Source organism: Pseudomonas eucalypticola, from assembly GCF_013374995.1.
Classification (GTDB): domain Bacteria; phylum Pseudomonadota; class Gammaproteobacteria; order Pseudomonadales; family Pseudomonadaceae; genus Aquipseudomonas; species Aquipseudomonas eucalypticola.
Genome location: NZ_CP056030.1, coordinates 3,098,571 through 3,117,610 on the forward strand (window position 1 = coordinate 3,098,571; position 19,040 = coordinate 3,117,610).

Annotated in this window: 19 protein-coding genes; 12 read left to right on the forward strand and 7 right to left on the reverse strand. The window is 63.3% G+C overall.

The annotated features are described in order from the left end of the window. Nucleotides 1-134 precede the first annotated feature (134 nt). Nucleotides 135-2,432 carry an FdhF/YdeP family oxidoreductase gene (locus HWQ56_RS13910; RefSeq protein WP_176570860.1) on the reverse strand — a complete coding sequence of 766 codons (2,298 nt, stop codon included), beginning with the start codon at nt 2,430-2,432 and terminating at the stop codon, nt 135-137. A 251-nt stretch (nt 2,433-2,683) separates the two neighbouring features. Between HWQ56_RS13910 and HWQ56_RS13915 the strand changes: the two genes are divergently transcribed. Continuing rightward, the gene (locus HWQ56_RS13915; protein ID WP_158153640.1) at nt 2,684-2,866 is read left to right on the forward strand and encodes a hypothetical protein; all 183 of its coding nucleotides are present in this window, start codon (nt 2,684-2,686) and stop codon (nt 2,864-2,866) included. On the opposite strand, the gene HWQ56_RS13920 is transcribed toward HWQ56_RS13915, so the two are convergent. Then, on the reverse strand, nt 2,861-3,754 hold the full coding sequence (locus HWQ56_RS13920) for an alpha/beta fold hydrolase (protein ID WP_176570861.1): 894 nt from the start codon (nt 3,752-3,754) through the stop codon (nt 2,861-2,863). The genes HWQ56_RS13915 and HWQ56_RS13920 overlap by 6 nt on opposite strands. Nucleotides 3,755-3,973: 219 nt before the next feature. On the opposite strand from HWQ56_RS13920, the gene HWQ56_RS13925 reads away from it, so the two are divergent. Continuing rightward, nucleotides 3,974-4,222, forward strand: coding sequence for a CsbD family protein (locus tag HWQ56_RS13925; RefSeq protein ID WP_158153638.1), 249 nt, complete (start codon nt 3,974-3,976; stop codon nt 4,220-4,222). A 21-nt stretch (nt 4,223-4,243) separates the two neighbouring features. Here HWQ56_RS13925 and HWQ56_RS13930 read toward each other — a convergent pair whose 3' ends face one another. The 3 genes from HWQ56_RS13930 to tauA form a co-directional block, all read right to left on the reverse strand. Then, nucleotides 4,244-5,146, reverse strand: coding sequence for a carbohydrate kinase family protein (locus HWQ56_RS13930; RefSeq protein WP_158153637.1), 903 nt, complete (start codon nt 5,144-5,146; stop codon nt 4,244-4,246). A gap of 113 nt (nt 5,147-5,259) precedes the next feature. Next, nucleotides 5,260-6,615: an OprD family porin gene (locus HWQ56_RS13935; protein WP_176570862.1), complete on the reverse strand. Its 1,356-nt coding sequence runs from the start codon at nt 6,613-6,615 to the stop codon at nt 5,260-5,262. A 58-nt stretch (nt 6,616-6,673) separates the two neighbouring features. Further along, nucleotides 6,674-7,651, reverse strand: coding sequence for a taurine ABC transporter substrate-binding protein (gene tauA, locus HWQ56_RS13940; protein WP_158158619.1), 978 nt, complete (start codon nt 7,649-7,651; stop codon nt 6,674-6,676). Nucleotides 7,652-7,887: 236 nt separating this feature from the next. On the opposite strand from tauA, the gene HWQ56_RS13945 reads away from it, so the two are divergent. From HWQ56_RS13945 to HWQ56_RS13965, 5 genes are all read left to right on the forward strand, one after another. Beyond that, nucleotides 7,888-8,865 (forward strand): AraC family transcriptional regulator, encoded by a 978-nt coding sequence (locus tag HWQ56_RS13945; RefSeq protein WP_176570863.1) that lies wholly within the window; start codon nt 7,888-7,890, stop codon nt 8,863-8,865. An 83-nt stretch (nt 8,866-8,948) separates the two neighbouring features. Continuing rightward, a complete protein-coding gene (gene benA, locus HWQ56_RS13950; RefSeq protein WP_158158617.1) occupies nt 8,949-10,304 on the forward strand; it encodes a benzoate 1,2-dioxygenase large subunit in 1,356 nt (451 codons plus the stop codon). Continuing rightward, a complete protein-coding gene (gene benB, locus HWQ56_RS13955; protein WP_176570864.1) occupies nt 10,301-10,789 on the forward strand; it encodes a benzoate 1,2-dioxygenase small subunit in 489 nt (162 codons plus the stop codon). The genes benA and benB overlap by 4 nt, the downstream gene beginning before the upstream one ends. 10 nt (nt 10,790-10,799) lie before the next feature. Then, a complete protein-coding gene (gene benC / locus HWQ56_RS13960; protein ID WP_176570865.1) occupies nt 10,800-11,807 on the forward strand; it encodes a benzoate 1,2-dioxygenase electron transfer component BenC in 1,008 nt (335 codons plus the stop codon). A 77-nt stretch (nt 11,808-11,884) separates the two neighbouring features. Beyond that, nucleotides 11,885-12,649 (forward strand): 1,6-dihydroxycyclohexa-2,4-diene-1-carboxylate dehydrogenase, encoded by a 765-nt coding sequence (locus HWQ56_RS13965; protein ID WP_176570866.1) that lies wholly within the window; start codon nt 11,885-11,887, stop codon nt 12,647-12,649. Between the two features lie 45 nt (nt 12,650-12,694). Here the strand turns inward: HWQ56_RS13965 and HWQ56_RS13970 are convergent, their stop codons facing one another. Beyond that, nucleotides 12,695-13,351 carry an HD domain-containing protein gene (locus HWQ56_RS13970; protein ID WP_158158613.1) on the reverse strand — a complete coding sequence of 219 codons (657 nt, stop codon included), beginning with the start codon at nt 13,349-13,351 and terminating at the stop codon, nt 12,695-12,697. 173 nt (nt 13,352-13,524) lie between these two features. Here HWQ56_RS13970 and HWQ56_RS13975 point away from each other — a divergent pair, with 173 nt between their 5' ends. Together HWQ56_RS13975 and HWQ56_RS13980 are read left to right on the forward strand one after the other, a co-directional pair. Next, nucleotides 13,525-13,929: a DUF3597 domain-containing protein gene (locus HWQ56_RS13975; RefSeq protein ID WP_158158612.1), complete on the forward strand. Its 405-nt coding sequence runs from the start codon at nt 13,525-13,527 to the stop codon at nt 13,927-13,929. A 162-nt stretch (nt 13,930-14,091) separates the two neighbouring features. Next, on the forward strand, nt 14,092-14,712 hold the full coding sequence (locus HWQ56_RS13980; protein ID WP_176570867.1) for a nucleoside/nucleotide kinase family protein: 621 nt from the start codon (nt 14,092-14,094) through the stop codon (nt 14,710-14,712). A gap of 43 nt (nt 14,713-14,755) precedes the next feature. On the opposite strand, the gene HWQ56_RS13985 is transcribed toward HWQ56_RS13980, so the two are convergent. Further along, complete coding sequence (locus tag HWQ56_RS13985) at nt 14,756-15,688, reverse strand: LysR family transcriptional regulator (protein WP_176570868.1); 933 nt, start codon at nt 15,686-15,688, stop codon at nt 14,756-14,758. 109 nt (nt 15,689-15,797) lie between these two features. Between HWQ56_RS13985 and HWQ56_RS13990 the strand changes: the two genes are divergently transcribed. From HWQ56_RS13990 to HWQ56_RS14000, 3 genes are all read left to right on the forward strand, one after another. Next, complete coding sequence (locus tag HWQ56_RS13990; protein ID WP_176570869.1) at nt 15,798-16,268, forward strand: CidA/LrgA family protein; 471 nt, start codon at nt 15,798-15,800, stop codon at nt 16,266-16,268. Then, nucleotides 16,268-16,957: an LrgB family protein gene (locus tag HWQ56_RS13995; RefSeq protein WP_176570870.1), complete on the forward strand. Its 690-nt coding sequence runs from the start codon at nt 16,268-16,270 to the stop codon at nt 16,955-16,957. Before HWQ56_RS13990 ends, HWQ56_RS13995 begins: the two co-directional genes overlap by 1 nt. Nucleotides 16,958-17,166: 209 nt before the next feature. Beyond that, on the forward strand, nt 17,167-19,020 hold the full coding sequence (locus tag HWQ56_RS14000; protein WP_176570871.1) for an ABC transporter ATP-binding protein: 1,854 nt from the start codon (nt 17,167-17,169) through the stop codon (nt 19,018-19,020). The last annotated feature ends 20 nt before the right edge of the window (nt 19,021-19,040 follow it).

The window sequence follows — 19,040 nt, forward strand, 5'->3', positions numbered from 1 at the left end:
GCGCGAAGTTCAACACAGTCGCCGGATAGGCGATTGATGGTGTTCCATCTGCCATCGGTTCCCTCCAGCAGGCGCACAACCGCGCCCCGGGCGCCGCACAGCGACAGGCGCCATGCATGCGCTCGGTCCAGAGCCTAGCGGTGCAGGGTGATCGGCACCGACTTGGCCGCCGGCACCTTGCTGCGTTCGGCGTGGTGCCATAGTGGGACCAAGGCGTTGCATTCCGGGTAGTAAGCCGCCGCGCACCCCGAGGGGATGTCGTAGGCGATGATCTGGAACGGCCCGACCTCCCGGCGCACCTCGGGCTCCACGGCGGTGCGCAGCCTCACCCAGTCCCCGGCCACGAGCCCGAGGCGCGTGACGTCGTTGGGGTTGAGGAAAACCACGCTGCGGGTGCCCTTGACACCCCGAAAGCGGTCATCGTAGCCGTACACGGTGGTGTTGAACTGGTCGTTGCTGCGGATCGTCATCAACTGCAGTACATCGCGCCGCTGTGCGCCGACGGCCACATCGCTGTCTTCTTCAAGGCTGCGCGGGCGGATGAACTGCGCCTTACCCGACTCGGTTTTCCATTGCCGCTGGGCGGCCGGCAGTGGGCGATGGAACCCGCCGGGGGCCCACATGCGGGTTTCCATGTCATGGAATATCTCCGGGTACACCTCGCTGATCGCCTGGCGTACCCGTGCGTAATCGCGCCGCCAGGCGTCCCACGGGATGCGGGTACGGCCGCCCAGCGTGGCCTCGGCGAGCCCGGCAATGATCGCGACCTCGGAGCGCAGGTGCTCACCGGCCGGTGCGCTGGTGCCTTTCCAACCATGCACGCAGCCGGTGCTGTCTTCGGTGCTGTAGGTCTGCACCACGCCGTCCTGGCTATCGAGTTCGATGCGCCCCAGGCATGGCAACAGCCAGGTGTGTTTGCCGGGTACCAGGTGCGTGCGGTTGAGCTTGGTCGCTACCTGGACGTGCAGGTCGAGTTGTGTCCACGCCGCTTCCATGCGCGGCGTATCGGGCACCGCGCGCAAGAAATTGCCGCCCAGGCCGATGAACGCCTTGATGCTGCCATCGAGCACCCCGGCACACGCATCGACGGTGCTGGTGCCTTTGCGCGGCGGCACCGTGAAACCGAACAGTTGCTCGATCTTGTCGACGGGCACCTTGGCCGGGTCTTCGGTAATACCTACCGTGCGCTGGCCCTGCACGTTGGAGTGGCCGCGCACTGGGCAGATGCCAGCGCCGGGTCTGCCGATGTTGCCGCGCAACAGCAGCAGGTTCACCAGCATTTGCACGTTCTCCACCCCATGGCGATGCTGGGTCATGCCCATGCCATACACCACCATCACCCGCTGGCTACGGGCATACACCGTGGCGGCCGCCTCCATGGCGCTGCGGTTCAGGCCCGACTTGCGCTCAAGGTCCGCCCAGTCGTGCCGTTCAACTTCGGCCACGAAGGCTGCGAAGCCTTGGGTGTGTTCGCCAATGAAGGCATGGTCGAGTATCGCCGGCAGGCCCTGTGCCGTCGCCAGTCGGTCCATCTCCAGCAGGTGGCGGGTGATGCCAATGACCGCTGCGGTGTCGCCGCCAATGGCCACCTGGTGATACTGCGTGCTGATGACGGTTGATTCGGGGCCGAGCATTTCGCGGGGTGACTGGGGGTTGACGAAGCGCTCTAGCCCCCGCTCACGAAGCGGGTTGAAAGTGATGATCGGCACCTTGCGCTTGCGCACCTCCTGCAGCGGGTGAAGCATCCTGGGACTGTTGCTGCCTACGTTCTGACCAAAGAAAAACACGCAGTCGGTATGCTCGAAGTCCGCCAGGGTGACGGTGCCCACCGGCACGCCAATGCTTTCCTGCAAGCCTACCGAGGTGCTCTCGTGGCACATGTTCGAACTGTCCGGCAGGTTGTTGGTGCCATACGCCCGCGCCAGCAACTGGTACATGAACGACGCTTCGAGCGACGCGCGGCCGGAGGCGTAGAACACTACCTCATCGGGTATGCGCTGGCGCAAGTGGCTACCGATTGCCTGATAGGCCTGCTGCCAGCTCGTTTCGACATAACGGTCGGTGCTGGCGTCGTAGCGCAGCGGGTGGGTGAGGCGGCCGTGCTGCTCCAATGCGTAGTCGGTCCAGGTTCGCAGTTCGGTCAGGGTATGCTGGGCGAAGAAGTCGGGGCCCGTCCGCAAAGCGGTCAACTCCCAGGCCGTGGCCTTGGCGCCATTCTCGCAGAACTCAAGCGCATGGGGGTCGCCGGGCTTCGCCCAGGCACAACCTACGCACGCAAACCCCTTGGGCTTGTTCTGCCGCATCAGTGCCAACGGCGCCCGCTGCAAGGCCTGCTCGCGCCACAGGATGGCCATGACCGACTGCGCGGAGCCCCAACCGCCGGCGGCATGGGTGTAGGGCTTGTAGCGGGGCTTGGGGTGAAACAACTGCATGGCGGCATCCTCGGCGAGCTTCGTGCTATTACGAAGCGTGGGCCGAGGGGTTGGTTCAATGCCCGGGATGGAAGGCTGCTTATGTGCCCTTACTCTGTACTTCATGGGTCGCGGCGCCTGGCCAAGCTCAGGCCCATGACCCACATGAGCGCCATTTGCATACGCTATGGCTAGCCACGGCACGCATGGCAATGATACGGTCTGGACTTTGATGCTTTCAGCTTCCACCTGATCAACCCATGGAGCCATGAATGAAACGCAACGGACGCCGCAAGCGAGCCCGGGAAAACATTGGGCGAATGATCGCCAGGATTGACGGTATGGACGACCGGCAGGGTTCTAAGGTGTTGCGGTTTGCCCGCGCGGGCTTCCAGATAGCCCGGTCGCTGGTGTTGAAAACGTTTGGCGAGAAGGGCGGGGCGAGGGCTCTATAGGCGGCTCGAAACCAGGCTCAGCACCGCGTCGGCAAAATCGGCAGGCGCTTCCTGCGGCACGTTATGCCCCACGCCATCGAGAATCACCCGGCGAACGGGCCCGGTAAACCTGCTCAGTGCCGTTCGTTCATCTTCGATCGGTCTCACACCGTCGTCAGTGCCCGCCAGTATGACCGTGGGTACCGAAATCAGCGGTTGCCGCGCTAGCTGCTGTTGTATAGCCGCGTACTGCGGATCGCCTTCGACCAGGCCGAAGCGGTGTCGATAGGAATGGGTGACGACCTCGACGAAATCGGGATTGTGGAACGACCGGGCCGTGGCCTGGAACTGCTGGTCGGTGAACGTCCACAACGGCGACCATTGCTGCCACAACAGGCGGCAGAAGGCATCCCGGTTCGTTTCCAGCCCGGCGTAGCCCCGGTCACTGTGCAGGTAGTACTGATACCACAGCCGATGCTCGGCCTCAGGCGCAATAGGCTGGCTGGCCGTTGCGATGTCCTGGATGTTGTAGCCGGGCTCGCAACTGACCAGGCCGACGACCCGTTGCGGCCAGAGCGCTGCGACGACGCAGGCGGCCCTCCCGCCCCAGTCGTAGCCAGCCAGCACCGCGCGCGGGATGTTGAGGGCGTCCAGCAGGGCCAGCAGGTCGGCACCCAGTGCCGCTTGCTCTCCGGAGCGCGGCGTATCAGGTGAGACAAAACGCGTGTCGGCATAGCCGCGCAGTGACGGGACGATGCAGCGGCAACCGGCCGCGGCGAGGCGCTCGACGACATCGTCGTAGGCGTGGGCGCCGTAGGGGAAGCCGTGCAACAGCAACGCCACGGGGCCGTCGGCCGGGCCCGCTTCCCGGTATGAGACATTCAGTACGCCGGCGTGGATTTCTTTCACAGCGTCGTCCTCCGCAAGGTGTCTGCTTCAGACCGCAACGGCGACCGTTGGGTCCTTCTGGCCGGTCAGAAAAATCGGCTCGATCAAACCCCACCGCAGCCGCCAGATGTTCTTTGAACTATTGCTGACAGCGGTTTGACTAATGCTGTGCACCCCGCCCTGGCCAGATGCCAGGGCAGTTTCTCAACGATGCATTTGCAGACGAAGGTCGGTGAAATCATGAAGCGTGAACAGATTGAAGGTGTTGCAGAAAAAGCCGCTGGCAAAGCACAGAGCGCAGTCGGGCGTCTGCTGGGCGATTCGCAGCTGGAAGCTGAAGGGGCAGGGCACCAGGCCGCAGGGCAGGTCACCAAGACCTATGGCGACGCGCTCGATACGGTATCGGCCTTTGTCAAGGAGAAGCCCGTGGCTGCGCTCGCCATTGGGGCAGGGCTGGCGCTACTGGTCAGCCGTCTGCTGCGCCGCTGAACCCATCCCGCCAGGCCGTTATCAGTCGCCCGCCGCCAACAGCTGCTGCACCTCGCCAAGCCCCGGTGCGTAAGCGCCGGCATGGCTGCAGGAGACTGATGCACAGGCCGCCGCGAAGCGCAGTCGTTCCTGCGCTTCGCTGATGCCCAGCCATTCGCTGGCCAACCAGCCTGCCATGCAGGCGTCGCCCGCACCGACCGTGTCGGCGACCTCCACCGCAATGGCCGGCTGTGTGTATTGCTGGCTCCCCACCTGCAACACCATTCCCTCTTCACCCCGGGTGAACAGTACTTGCGCGGCAGGGTTCAGGGCGCGCAGCGCGTCCAGTGCCTGCGCTTCCGTCTGCCCGGGGTAAATCTGGCGCAAGTCCTCGTCTGACAACTTGATACGGTCGGCCAGCTTGATCATGGTCGGGAAGGTGTGCTCCAGGTAGTGCGGGTCCATGAGGTTGCGCCAGTTGGGGTCGAAGCTGATGCGCTTGCCCGCTTGCCTGGCCTGCTGCGCGATGCTTAAAAGGCCGTCCGCCAAGGGTTGGCGTGCCAGGCTGATGCAACTGAAATGGCACCATTGCGCCGCGTCCAGCCAGCCTTCGGGCAGGTGACGGGCGTCGAACTGCAGGTCAGCGTCACCGGCGAAAAAATACCGGGGCGGGTGGCTGGACGCGACGATCGCCACGAGCGGGTCGCGGTCCACGCGCTGGATGAAGCGCATGTCCAGGCCCGCTGCGCGGGACTGGTCGGCGATTTCGTCACCCAGGGAGTCCTGGCTGATGGCACCAGCGAACGCGGCCTGCACGCCCAGGCGGCTGAGCCCGCGGGCCACGTTCCAGGGCGCCCCCCCGGGGTACCCGCGCCAGTGTCCAGGCGAGCCCTGGACAATGTCGGTCAGGGCTTCGCCGAATACGATTACGTTGGGCAGTGGCATGGTTTCTCCCGCTTCAAGGGTTGGCAGCAGCGCGGGAATAACCATACGTGGGGGGTGGCGGGGTGGCTAGTGGTGAATCGACGTGGCACCGATACTTATTTGCGCTGTAGCGGTCAGAGAATCGACAGCGGGTAGTCCACTATCAGCCGCAGTTCGTCGATATTGCCTTCAGCCTGAGCCGCATTACCGCGGTGCAACGCCTCGCGCACACGCACCGAGAGGTTTTTGGCGGGACCTTCCTGCACCACATATTTGGCTTCCAGATCGGTTTCGTGGTGTTCGCCACCGTCACCGTAGCCGTACGTGCGGTAGGCGCTATCGGTGGGCATGTGGGTGCCGTCGATGCCGTCCCCGTGGGTGTAGCGGGCCATGAAGCTCAGGCCTGGAACGCCCAGGGTCGCCAGGTTGAAGTCGTAGCGTGCCTGGAAGGATCTCTCCCCGGGGCCGTTGAAGTCCGAGTACTGCACCGAGTCAGCCAGGAAGACCGAATCGCCGGTGTTGTTGCGGTCGCCCACGCCGATGTAGTCGAAGGGGGTGTTGCCGTTGATTTTCTGGAAGCCCAGGGTCACGGTATGGGCGGACAGAAACGCATAGGAGGCAGACAACGAGTAAGCGTTGTTGTCGATCTTGCCAGCTTTGGCCGCACCGGTGTCGGTGGTGTGGTAGCCGTTGGCGTTGAACGTTATCGACTGGGTGTTCGTCAGTGGCAGCACGTAGTTGACGCTGGCGTAGTACTGGTTCCAGATGTCTTGCAGTGTCGCACCGTACAGGGAGGCGGTCAGGTTGTCGTTGAACGCGTACTTGCCCCCTGCGTAATTGGCGGCCCGGGTAGCGACGCCTGCGTACGAGGCCCACAGTTCGCCATCACGGTTGGTGGTGTCTGCGCTGGTGCCGGAATAGAAATGCCCGGCCTCCAGGTTCAGGTCCTTGATCTCGCTGCTCATCAATGAGACGCCGCTGACGGTCTCCGGTGTCAGGTGTGTGCCGCCCACGGCGAACACGGGTGAGGTAGAGGGTTGCTGATCGCCGATTTCCAATTGGGTGCGCGAGATGCGGAACTTGATGGCAGCGCCAGCCTTGCCGTAACTGTCGTGGTTCTTGCCGGGCACGAGGTTGCCGTTGTTGTCCAGGGTGTCGCTGTAGGTCAGGTTGCCAGAACCCGAGCTGCCCGCACCGCCGTCCAGTTTCAAGCCCAGGTAGCCGAAGGCGTCGATCCCAACCCCTACGGTGCCTTGGGTAAAGCCGGAACTGAACACGCCTTGAAGGCCTTGGGTCCAGTCCTTGTCGTCGGCGGCGCCGGCGCGTTTGTTGCGGTTCCAGTAGTAATTGCGCAGCAACAGGTTCAGTGAAGCGTCTTCGACGAAGCCTTTGGCTTGCGCCTGGTCGCCGACGAAATCGGCGGCGCTGGCCAGTTGGGTAGCGCCGGCGCTGATGGCCAGCGCCAGTGCGGTGTACTTGGTGACGATCATGGTGCGCAACATCCTGGTTGAGGGCGGCCACGGGGGCCGTGTTTCGGTAGGTAAGTGGTCAGGGTTTGATGTACTGGGCGCTGACAAAAGGGCTGTAGTCGGGTAGCACGCCCGGAATCTTCTTCTGCTCTTGCAGGAAGGCTGCGGTGCCGGCGATATCCTTGGCGGTGCCACCGCCCAGCAGTGCAGGGCTCAATTGGGCCTTGGCGTCCGGGTAGCTGGAGCCGGCCAGCAGTTCAGGCACATCGCTGGCATTGGCACCGGTCAGGCGGGCGATTTTCTGGATGGGGGCCGAATCGGCAGTCCATTCGCTTTTGTGCGCGGCGTAGTCGGCGAAGGCCTTGAGGGTGACGCCGGCGAATTGCGCGATCACCTCAGGGTGCTTCTGGGCGTAGTCCTTGCGCGCTACCCATACCTCAAAGGTGGGCGAACCCCACTGTCCCACCTGGGCGGCATCGGTGAGGGTTTTGCCAGTCTTGCGGATTTCCCCCAGCGCAGGCGACCAGACGAAGGCCCCATCGATATCCCCACGCTTCCACGCTGCGGCGATTTCGCTAGGTTGCAGGTTCACCACCTTGACCTTGCCTTCCAGGCCCCAGTGCTTCAGGGCGCCCAGCAGGCTGTAGTGCGAGGTAGAGACGAACGGGGTCGCGATGGTCTTGCCGACCAGGTCCTGGGGGTTGTCGATGCCGCTGCCATTGCGCACCACCAGCGCTTCGGACGAATTGATCTGCGCCGAAACGATGAAGGCCACGATGGGTAACTGCCGGGAGGCGGCGGCTGCCAGGGGGCTGGAGCCCAGGTTGCCGATCTGCACGTCGCCGGAGGCAATGGCGGTCACCACCTCTGGCCCACTGTTGAACCGGCGCCAATCGATTTTTTCGCCGATGGCTTTCTCGTACTCGCCATCGGCCTGGGGCACTTTGCTCGGGTCGGTGCCCGTCTGGTAGCCGATGGTCAGGTTTGCCGCCTGGGTGGCGAAGGCGGTGCTCAGCAACAACGAAGCGGCCAGCAGTTTCAAGGGACGGGAAGGCATGGACGGGGCACCTGGCTCAGTAAAGGTGCGCCAATCATATTGGCTATAAAAAACGCCAAACAAATAATATATTCGAATATGCATATGGCGATGCGCGCGGCGCCCACTATACCGCCAGGGTATGGCACCAGACCTTGGCAATATTGGCGCCCAGGGCCCGGGCAGGCGAAGATGAGCCCTCAGGCGAGCCATGCAGCGCGCCTGCCACAATAAAAACAGACAGAGTGATGACGCCCATGCACACGCCTTTACTGGGCCAGCGCAGTGAGATCTTCAACCAGGCCGATCCCCACGCCGTGTCGCTTTACGTCAACCAGCATGTGGGTAGCCACTGCATCGAGCTGCCGCGCACCAGCCATCCTCGAGCGCAACTGCGCCACCGCACCTTCGCCGAACTGGACCTGTGCCGAATCACGTACGGGGCACCGGTACGCGTGGTGTCGCCTGCGCTGGAACTGTGTTTTCACGTGCAGGTGCTGCTGCAGGGGCACTGCCTGTGGCGCCATGGACGCCAGGAACACGACTTGGCACCGGGCGAGCTGCTGATGATCAACCCCGATGACCCGGTGGACCTGACGTACTCGGCCGACTGCGAAAAATTCATCGTCAAAGTACCCGTACGGTTGCTGGCCGGCCTGTGCACCCAGCAGCGCTGGAACGTGCCCGCCAGCGGCGTGCGCTTCGTCCAGCAACGCTACCGCCTGGACGATGTGCAGGGGTTGGTGAACCTGTTGGGCCTGGTGTGTCAGGAAGCCGAGGAGCCGGAGGCGCAGCCGTTGGTGCAAGCCCATTACACGCAAATCGTCGCCAGCAAGCTGCTACGCCTGCTGAAAAACAATGTGCGGCGCGACGACGAACACACCCTGCCGGCAAATGTCGAGCGGGTGCTGGAGTACATCGACCGTCATTTGCAGGAGCCCCTGGATACCAACGTCCTGGCCCGCTTGGCCCAGGTCAGCCCGCGCACGCTCTATGGCCTGTTCGCACGCCACGCCTGCACCAGCCCGGTGGACTATGTTCGCCAACGCCGCCTGGCGCGGGTGCATGCCTGCCTCGCTGACCCGACCTGCACCGTGCGCAGCGTGTCGCAGCTGGCCCTGGACTACGGTTTCATGCACTTGGGTCGGTTCGCCGAGCAGTACCGCCAGCGCTTCGGGCAATTGCCGTCCGAGACGCTGGGCCAGCGCCGCGCGAGCGTTGCGAAGAACGGATAGCGGTCTGCGGAAATCGGCTATCGACATTACCCCCCCATTCGTACGCTGGAGGTGCCTGAACAATAACAACGGAGGCCCCGGCCATGACCCTGGGAATCGAGTACCTCAATGCCTTGCTGCAGGAAGACCGCGAGCAGGGTATCTACCGCTGCAAGCGAGAGATGTTTACCGACCCGCGCCTGTTCGACCTGGAGATGAAACATATCTTCGAAGGCAACTGGCTGTACCTGGCCCACGAAAGCCAGATCCCCAACGTCAACGACTTCTACACCACGCAAATGGGCCGCCAACCCATTTTCATCGCCCGCAACAAGGCCGGTGAGCTCAACGCTTTCCTCAACGCCTGCAGCCACCGCGGCGCCATGCTGTGCCGGCACAAGACCGGCAACCGCGCCTCCTACACCTGTCCGTTTCACGGCTGGACCTTCAATAACACCGGCAAGCTGCTGAAAGTAAAGGACCCCAAGGAGGCTGGTTACCCGTCGAGCTTCAATTGCGACGGCTCGCACGACCTGACCAAGGTGGCGCGGTTCGAGTCCTACCGCGGCTTCCTCTTCGGTTCGCTCAACCCTGACGTGCCACCTCTGGTGGAACACCTGGGCGAGTCAGCCAAGATCATCGACATGATCGTCGACCAATCTCCCGAAGGGCTGGAAGTGCTGCGCGGTTCGAGCAGCTACGTCTACGAGGGCAACTGGAAGCTGACCGCCGAAAACGGCGCCGATGGCTACCACGTCAGTGCCGTGCACTGGAACTATGCCGCCACCCAGCAGCAACGTCAGCAGCGCGAAGCCGAGGCGACGGCCAAGACCATGAGCGCTGGCGGCTGGGCCAAGCAGGGCGGCGGGTTCTATTCGTTCGACAGGGGCCACATGCTGCTATGGACCCGTTGGTCTAATCCCGAGGATCGTCCGCTATACGAACGGCGTGACCAACTGGCGCAGGAGTTTGGGAGCGCCCGCGCCGACTGGATGATCCAGCACTCGCGCAACCTGTGCCTGTACCCCAACGTCTACCTGATGGACCAATTCAGCTCGCAGATTCGCATCGCCCGGCCCATTGACGTCAACCGCACCGAAATCACCATCTACTGCATCGCGCCCAAGGGCGAGAGCGACACCGCGCGCGCCCAGCGTATCCGCCAATATGAAGACTTCTTCAACGTCAGTGGCATGGCCACCCCCGATGACCTGGAGGAGTTCCGCTCCTGCCAGCTGGGCTACCAGGGCAGCACCACGGCCTGGAACGACATGTCCCGGGGCGCCGAACACTGGGTGGAAGGCGCCGACCAGGCCGCCCGGGACATTGACCTGCACCCGCTGCTCAGCGGCATGCGCACCGAAGACGAAGGACTGTTCGTGATGCAACACAAGTTCTGGCAGGACACCATGATCAAGGCGCTGCAGGCCGAGCGCATTGCGGTGGAGGCGGTGCAATGACAATCGCCTACGAAACCATTCGCGACTTTCTGTTCCGCGAAGCCCGCTACCTGGACGACAAGGACTGGGACAACTGGCTGGAACTGTACGCCCCCGACGCCAGCTTCTGGATGCCCAGCTGGGACGACAATGACGAACTGACCCAAGACCCGCAGCGTGAAATCTCGCTGATCTGGTATGGCCGGCGGGACGGGTTGGAAGACCGTATTTTCCGCATCAAGACCGAACGGTCCAGCGCCACCGTGCCCGATACCCGCACCTCGCACAACCTGAGCAACATCGAAGTACTGGAGCAGGCTGACGGTGTCGCCAAAGTGCGGTTCAACTGGCACACCCTGAGCTTTCGCTACAAGACGGTGGACAGCTACTTCGGCACCAGTTTCTACACCTTGGATGTGCGCGGCGAGCAGCCGCTGGTCAGGGCCAAGAAAGTGGTGCTGAAGAACGACTACGTCCGTCAGCTGATCGACATCTATCACCTCTGAGGCGGCCATCATGACCTACAGGATCGCACTGAATTTCGAAGATGGCGTCACCCGTTTCATTGATAGCAGCGCTGCTGAAACCGTGGCCGACGCGGCGTATCGCCAAGGCATCAACATTCCGCTGGACTGCCGCGATGGCGCCTGTGGTACCTGCAAGTGCTTTGCCGAGGCGGGAAAATACGACTTGGGCGAGGAATACATCGAAGACGCCCTGACCGAGGAAGAAGCGGCGCAAGGCTTCGTGCTGACCTGCCAGATGCGCGCGCAGGGCGATTGCGTGGTACGTGTGCCAACCTCCTCGGACGTATGCAAGACCAAACAGGCCAAGTACGAAGCCACCATCAGCGCTGTGGAGCAATTGTCCGACAGCACCATTGCGCTGAAGATCAAGGGCGAGGCCCTGAGCCAGTTGGCCTTCCTGCCGGGGCAATACGTGAACCTGCAGGTGCCGGGCAGCGAGCATACCCGTGCCTATTCCTTCAGCTCGTTGCAACGTGACGGCGAGGTCAGCTTCCTGATTCGCAACGTGCCCGGCGGTCTGATGAGCAGCTTCCTCACCCGCCTGGCCAAGGCCGGGGACAGCATGACACTGGCAGGCCCGTTGGGCAGCTTCTACCTGCGTGAGATACGTCGGCCGCTGCTATTGCTGGCCGGTGGCACGGGCCTGGCGCCCTTCACCGCCATGCTCGAACGTATCGCCGAGCAGGGCAGCGGGTACCCGGTGCACTTGATCTACGGCGTGACCCACGACATTGACCTGGTGGAAACCGCGCGACTGGAAGCCCTGGCGGCGCGCATTGCCAATTTTACCTTCAGCGCCTGTGTGGCCAGCCCGGACAGCAGTTATCCGCGCAAGGGCTACGTGACCCAGCATATCGAACCCGGCCACCTGAACGATGGCGATGTGGACCTGTACCTGTGTGGCCCGCCACCCATGGTCGAAGCCGTGAGCCGGTACCTTCAGGACAAGGCCATCGTGCCCGCCAACTTCTACTTCGAAAAATTCGCGGCTGCCTGACGCGGCCGTGCGGCCGCTGCTACAGGACCGCGTAGCAGCTGCCGCCAGGCTGCGTCAGGGCGCCCAGAGGAACTGCCATGAACCGATTCGAGAACAAAATCGCCCTGGTCACCGGCGCCGCCCAAGGCATTGGCCTGCGCGTGGCTCAACGCCTGGCCGCCGAAGGCGCGCGCCTGGTGCTGGTGGACCGCTCCGAGCTGATCTACGAGCTTGAACACCTGCCTGGCAAGCCGCTGGTGCTCACTGCCGATCTTGAACAGTATGAAGAATGCGCCCGCGTAGTCGCCGCCGCAGTCAAGCACTTCGGCCGCCTGGACATTCTGATCAACAATGTGGGCGGCACCATTTGGGCCAAGCCCTTCGAGCACTACGAGCCCCAGCAGATCGACGCCGAAGTGCGCCGTTCGCTGTTCCCCACCCTGTGGTGCTGCCATGCCGCGCTGCCGATGATGCTGGAGCAGGGCAGCGGTGCCATCGTCAACGTCTCGTCCATCGCCACCCGCAGCCTCAACCGCGTGCCCTACGGCGCGGCCAAGGGCGGCGTCAACGCACTGACCGCCTGCCTGGCATTCGAAACCGCCCAGCGCGGGGTGCGAGTCAACGCCACGGCCCCAGGGGGGACGGAAGCCCCGCCACGACGCATTCCGCGCAACAGCGCCGAGCAAAGTGAACAGGAGAAAGTCTGGTACCAGCAGATTATCGACCAGACGGTCGATAGCAGCCTGATGCACCGCTATGGCACCGTAGACGAGCAGGTCGGGGCGATTCTGTTCCTGGCGTCCGACGAGGCTTCCTATATCACCGGGGTGACGTTGCCGGTCGGGGGTGGGGATTTGGGCTGAGCCTGGCAGCGCTGGCGAAACGTCGCCACCCACTAGCGCGGCTCGCTAGGCAGAAGGCGCTCCGATCTCGTCCAGGAACCCTTCCAGAAAACCCTTCAACCGCGCCTGCCTGACGCTTGCCAGGCGAGCCCCCTCGGTCGTCTGAAAACCCGAGGCCAGGGTCAGCAACTTCGTATGGAAATGTTCGAGGGCGAAACGGTTGTCCTGATAGTCCCTGCCGGTGGCGCCCGGGTTCGTGAAGTCATACAGCGCCGAGCCCATACGGCCTGCGACATAGAAGCAGCGCGCCACGCCGACCATGCCGATGGCGTCCAGCCGGTCGCTGTCCTGAAGGATCTTCGCTTCTATGGTAAGCGGTTCGATGCCGGCGGAAAAACTGTGAGCTTTCACCGCGTGTGCCACCCGCTCAATACGCGAGGCGGCCCAGCCGATACCGTGCAGAATGGAAGCCGCGTGTTCGGCCGAGAGGGTCGAGGCCTGTGCCCGCAATGGCGAGTTCTTTTCGACCGCCACGCAGTCATGCAGAAGCGTGGCGGCGAGCAAGATCTCCAGGTCCCCACCTTCTTTTTCCTGCAGCCGGCGCACGTTGACCCACACGCGGTGAATGTGAGAAAGATCGTGGGAGCCATCGCTACTGTCGGCCTGGCAGGCTAGCAGGTCCGACGCCAGGCTCTGGAAGGGGAGGAAGGGGTCATTGAACATCGGTCAACTCCAAGGCGCTTGCGCCGGCTACAGGGACTGCCCGTCACGCGGTGACCGCACCGCGCCATGGCCACTCGGCGCCCGGCGCGATGGACCCTGTCTGATAGGGCTACAGTGACTTCTCCAGCCACCTTTGCTTTTGCGGCAAAGATCTTACGCTTTGGAGAAATAATATGAGCTTTTTCAGCACAATTCTCGAAAAACTAGGTATCGGCGGTCACTCCGACAGTACACCCACCACGCCACCGCCGACCACCGCACCCAGCACTCCGCCGTCTGAGACGACACCGCTCGGCTCGCCTTCGCCCACCGCGATCTCACAGGTCGACGTGGCCGCCAAGCTTGAGGCCCTGGCCAGCCAGCATACCGAAACGCTGAACTGGCGGACCTCGATCGTCGACCTGCTGAAGCTGCTGGACATCGACAGCAGCCTCACCGCCCGCAAACAGTTGGCTGCCGAGCTTCATTACACGGGCTCCACGGACGACTCGGCCGCCATGAACACCTGGCTGCATGGCGCCGTGTTGAGAAAGCTGGCTGAGAACGGCGGCAAGGTACCGGCTGATCTCTTGCATTGAGCTGCCTGCGGAGCGACTGTTGGCGCACAGCACACTGGCGAATGATACGGCGCGGTCCATCAGGGGAACCGCGCCTGCCTTTTGATTGACCCGCAGGCTGTTTGGCTGGTGCAATACCTGGCCAGGCGTTTGCGTTGCAAACGTCAATCCAAAAGGAAGCCTATGACAGGTGCCGCGCTATTCATTGCCCTGGACGGGCCGAAAGGTACCGGCAAGACCACGCTGCTGGAAGCCGTTACGAAGGTGCTGAGGGCTGACGACAAGGTCGTGGTCCGGCTGACTGAAAGGAACAATGACCCTCACAGGGCTGAAACCATGGCCCTGGTCAACGAACTCGCGCGAAACCCGAGCCACGAGAGGGAGCGGGGTGTGTGCGAGCGCTTTGCCGACAGCCGTAGCTGGATCTCGCGCCACGTACTGCCGAAACAGCCTGCGGGCAGTATCATCCTGATGGACCGCTGGTACCCGTCCGATGCCGCGTTTCGCCGGTGGGTGCCGTTTTCACAGATTCTGCAAATGAACCTGGATCGACAGGTACGCGTCCCCGACTTGCATGTCGGGGTGGTCACCACTCCCGAGCTCTCATGGGCGAGGGCAGCGGCGCGTGCGCGTGGCTTCGGCAGTACCGTGATCCAGAAGCTCGAGGAGCATGCCGCCAGCACTGAAGCGTTCGAGCGAGCGGCTGTGCAGCACGGCTGGGTGCTGTGCCGCAACGAAGGAACGGTCGAAGCCGCCACGCTGCAGGTCGTGTCCGAGATCCACCGGTTGCTCCGAGCCCCGTAGCAGCGGACCCGGCCGCGTCGGGGCGCATCCGGTGTCCCAGGCACTACGCAGCGCCTGGGACGCGGCCAGGTCCGCTGCTACCGGGTGGCTGGAGCAGGCTTCTCGCCAGTTGCAACCACGCCTGGGCGGCAAACGACAACTGCCCATGGCGCCGCCAGGCCAACACCAGTTTCCAGATCAACGCCGGCGAGCGTACCTCGACGATCGTGAATTGCTCCGGCCGCAGGGTCTGGCAGTACATGTGCGGCAGCAAGGCGATGCCCACGCCCAACCCCACCAACGACGCAATGAAATCCCACTGCCCACTGCGCCCGCTGATCCGCGGCACAAAACCCGCCTCGGCGCAGGCGTCGGTGACCAGGTCATTGAGGGCAAAAGCGTCGCCATAGAAGATGAAGTCGCAATCGGCCAGCTCGCGCAGTTCCACGAACGCCCGGCCTTGCCAAGGCGATTGGGCGGGCGCCAGCAGACACAGCGGCGACTCGAACAGCGGCAATGAATCGAACTCCGTCCAGATATCCGCCACGCGCGGAAAATCCAGCAACGTGCCCAGTTCCAGGCCGCCGTCGCGCAAATCTGCAACCGTGGCGTTGCTGCCGATCTCGAACAGCTTCAGCTCGATCTTCGGGTGATTGGCGTGGTACGCCGCCAGCACGGGGGCCAGTACCGTGTGGGTAAAGGGCGACAGCCCCATGCGTAGCACCCCACGGCCCATTTGCTGCAGGTCGCGCACCTCGACCTTCATGGTGTCATGCAGCGCAATGATCTCCCGGGCCCGTTGCAGTACCACGTGACCGGCATCGGTCACCTGAAAGCGCTTGCCATCGCGGGCGAGCAGGGCGACGCCAAAGCTCTGCTCCAGTTGCTGCACCATCTTGCTCACCGTCGGCTGAGTGACATGCAAGCGCGTGGCGGCGCGCGTGAAGCTTTGCTGATCGACCACTTCCACGTAATAGCGCAGCGCGCGGATGTCCATGATGCATTCCAAATCGGCATGATTTTGATGAAGTTAATTCATTATATCTTTCAAGGTCAACTGGCTAGCATGGCGTCACTTTCACCTGATCGAACGCCCGGAACACCCCATGTCGACCTCACTCCCTATCCTTTCGAGCAAACCGAAGGCCGCCTGGCGCGGGCTGCAAACCCTGGGGCAGGTCCTTTTCCTGGTCCTGATCTGGGCGCTGGCCGACCGCATCGCCACGCTCGCGCACCTGCCGATTTCCGGCGGCATCCTGGGCCTGCTGATTCTGGTGGCGCTGCTGCTGAGCGGCGTGGTCAAACCCGCCCTGTTCGAACAGGGCGGCGAACTGCTGTTGGCCAACATGCTGCTGTACTTCATCCCGCTGGTCGTTTCAGTGGTGCAATACACCAGCCTGTTCGAAAGCGAAGGCTTGAAGCTGCTGGTCGCCATCGGGGTCGGCTTTACATCGGTGCTGGTCACCACGGCCTTGACCGTCGAGTGGTTGTGCGCCTGGACGCGTAAACGACACTTGCAGCGCCTCACCCAACAACGCAGCAAACGCCCCGTGCTGACCAAACAGGAGCTGGTGTAATGCAGGCTTGGCTGATTTCCCTGCTGTTCCTGTTGGCGACGGTGGGCTTGTTTTACGCCAACCAGGCCGTTTACAAACGCTACAAACGCGTGTGGCTGATGCCGGCGATCGTCACGTCCTTGTTGCTGATCGGGCTGGTGCAGGTGACGTCGACTCCGTACTCGCTGTACTTCCAGGACGCCCACTGGCTGGTGTGGCTGCTGGGCCCGGCGACCGTGGCGTTCGCATTGCCGATCTACCAGAACCGGCACCTCATCCAGAAATACTGGCTGGCGCTGTGCCTGGGCAGTGTGGCTGGGATCGTGGTGTCCATCGCCACCACCGAGGTGCTGGTCAAGGCGCTGCATATCGACAGCGACATCGCCCGCAGTCTGCTGGCGCGTTCGGTGTCCACGCCGTTCGCGGTGGAAGCTTCAGCGCACCTGGGCGGTACGGCGCAGCTGACCGGGTTGTTCGTGATCATTACCGGGTTGTTCGGGATTGTGCTGGGTGAGGTGATCCTGGCGCTGCTACCGCTGCGCTCGCGGGTGGCCAAAGGCGCACCGTTTGGGGCAGCGGCGCATGGGTTCGGGCTGAGCATTGCCCGGGCGGTGGGGCCGGAAGAGGGGGCAGTGGCCAGCTTGACCATGATTTTCAGTGGCGTGCTGACGGTGGTGTTGGCGCCGGGGATCGCGCTGCTGCTGGGGTGAAGTGGCGACTGTCTCTAAGCCACCGCATGCACCGCCAAGGCGGCTTGCGCGCAACGCGTAGTAGCGGACCTGCCCGCGTCAAGAACGCCACGCCGTATCAGGCACACCGCATGCATGAACGCCGTCAGGGTAGATAAGCCCAAGCGCTGGCCCTCATGCGCCCCAATCAATGGCAGAATCTCCCTGACTTGATGGTTTTGGAGAACCCCATGCTTCGCGTGCTCGAACGACGCCTCGACCCTTTCCCTCCCGACGAGCTGCCGCCGCCCCCCGAAGGGCTGGCGCGCTTCATGTGGGCCTGCACGCGAGGCGCCCGTGGCTACGTGCTGGCACTCGCACTGCTCAGCGCCGGCGTATCCCTGTACGAAGCCTGGCTGTTTTCCTTCCTCGGGCAGGTCGTGGACCTGCTCTCTACCTGGCAGGCAGGCGGTGAGGGCGCCGGGCAGGAGCGCCACGTGCTGTGGGGCATTGGCCTTGTGCTGCTGGCCAGTGTCGGCCTGGTGGCCCTGCGCACCATGGTTCAGCACCAGGTGCTGGCCATCAACCTGCCGTTGCGGCTGCGCTGGGACTTCCACCGGCTGATGCTGCGCCAGAGCCTGTCGTTTTTCTCCGATGAATTTTCCGGCCGGGTCACCACCAAGGTCATGCAGACGGCGCTCGCCGTGCGCGACGTGCTGTTCACCGTGATCGAAATCATCCCCGGCATCGGCGTGTACTTTATCGCCATCATCGCCCTGGCTGGCGCCTTCGACCTCAAGCTGATGCTGCCTTTCGTGGCCTGGATCGTGCTCTTCGGGCTGGCCATGCTGTACTTCGTGCCACGCCTGGGCAAGGTCGGCCAGGAACAGGCCCACGCGCGCTCGTCCATGACCGGCCGTATCTCGGACGCCTATACCAACATCACCACGGTGAAGCTGTTTTCCCACTCCAAGCGTGAAGCCCAATTCGCCCGCGCGGCGATGGAAGACTTCAAGCACACGGGCTTTCGCCAGATGCGCCTGGTCAGCCAGTTCGAAATCGTCAACCAGGCGCTGGTCGTCGCCCTCATCCTCGGTGCGGGCGGGTATGCCTTGTGGTTGTGGCACCAGGGCCAGGTCGGCACCGGCGCCGTGGCTGCGATCACTGCCATGGCCCTGCGTATCAATGGCATGTCGCACTGGATCATGTGGCAGATGACGTCGCTGTTCGAGAACATCGGTACCGTCCAGGACGGCATGGGCACCCTGACCCGCGGCCCGAAAGTGCAGGATGCACCGGATGCCAGCACTTTGATCACCTCCGGCGGCGCGGTTACCTTCGATGATGTGAGCTTCAACTACAACGGCGAACGCCAGGTGCTCAACGGGCTGAACCTGCACATCCGCGCCGGTGAAAAAGTCGGCCTGGTCGGCCGCTCAGGCGCCGGTAAATCCACCTTGATCAATCTGCTGCTGCGGTTTTACGACGTGGACAGTGGCGTCATTCGCATCGACGGGCAGAACATCGCCGAGGTCACCCAGGACAGTCTGCGCAGCGCGGTCGGCATGGTGACCCAGGACACCTCGCTGCTGCACCGCTCCATTCGCGACAACATCGCCTACGGCCGGCCTGACGCCACCGATGCGCAGATCCGCCGGGCAGCAGCCAACGCTCAGGCGGATGGCTTCATCAACCAACTGAGCGACCGTGACGGCCACTCGGGCTACGACACGCTGGTGGGGGAACGGGGCATCAAGCTGTCGGGCGGCCAGCGGCAACGCATCGCCATCGCCCGGGTGATGCTCAAGAACGCGCCCATCCTGTTACTGGACGAGGCGACCAGCGCCCTGGACTCCGAAGTTGAAGTGGCGATCCAGGAAAGCCTGGACGAGATGATGCAGGGCAAGACCGTGATCGCCATCGCGCATCGGCTGTCCACGATCGCGGCGATGGACCGCCTGATCGTGATGGATGAAGGGCAGATCATTGAGCAGGGCACCCATGCGGATTTGCTGGCGAAGAATGGGACCTATGCGCGGTTGTGGCAGCATCAGAGTGGCGGGTTCCTGGGGGAGGATCAGGGCGTGGTGGAGGAAGTCGAGTAGGCGGGCGGAGGTGTGCAATA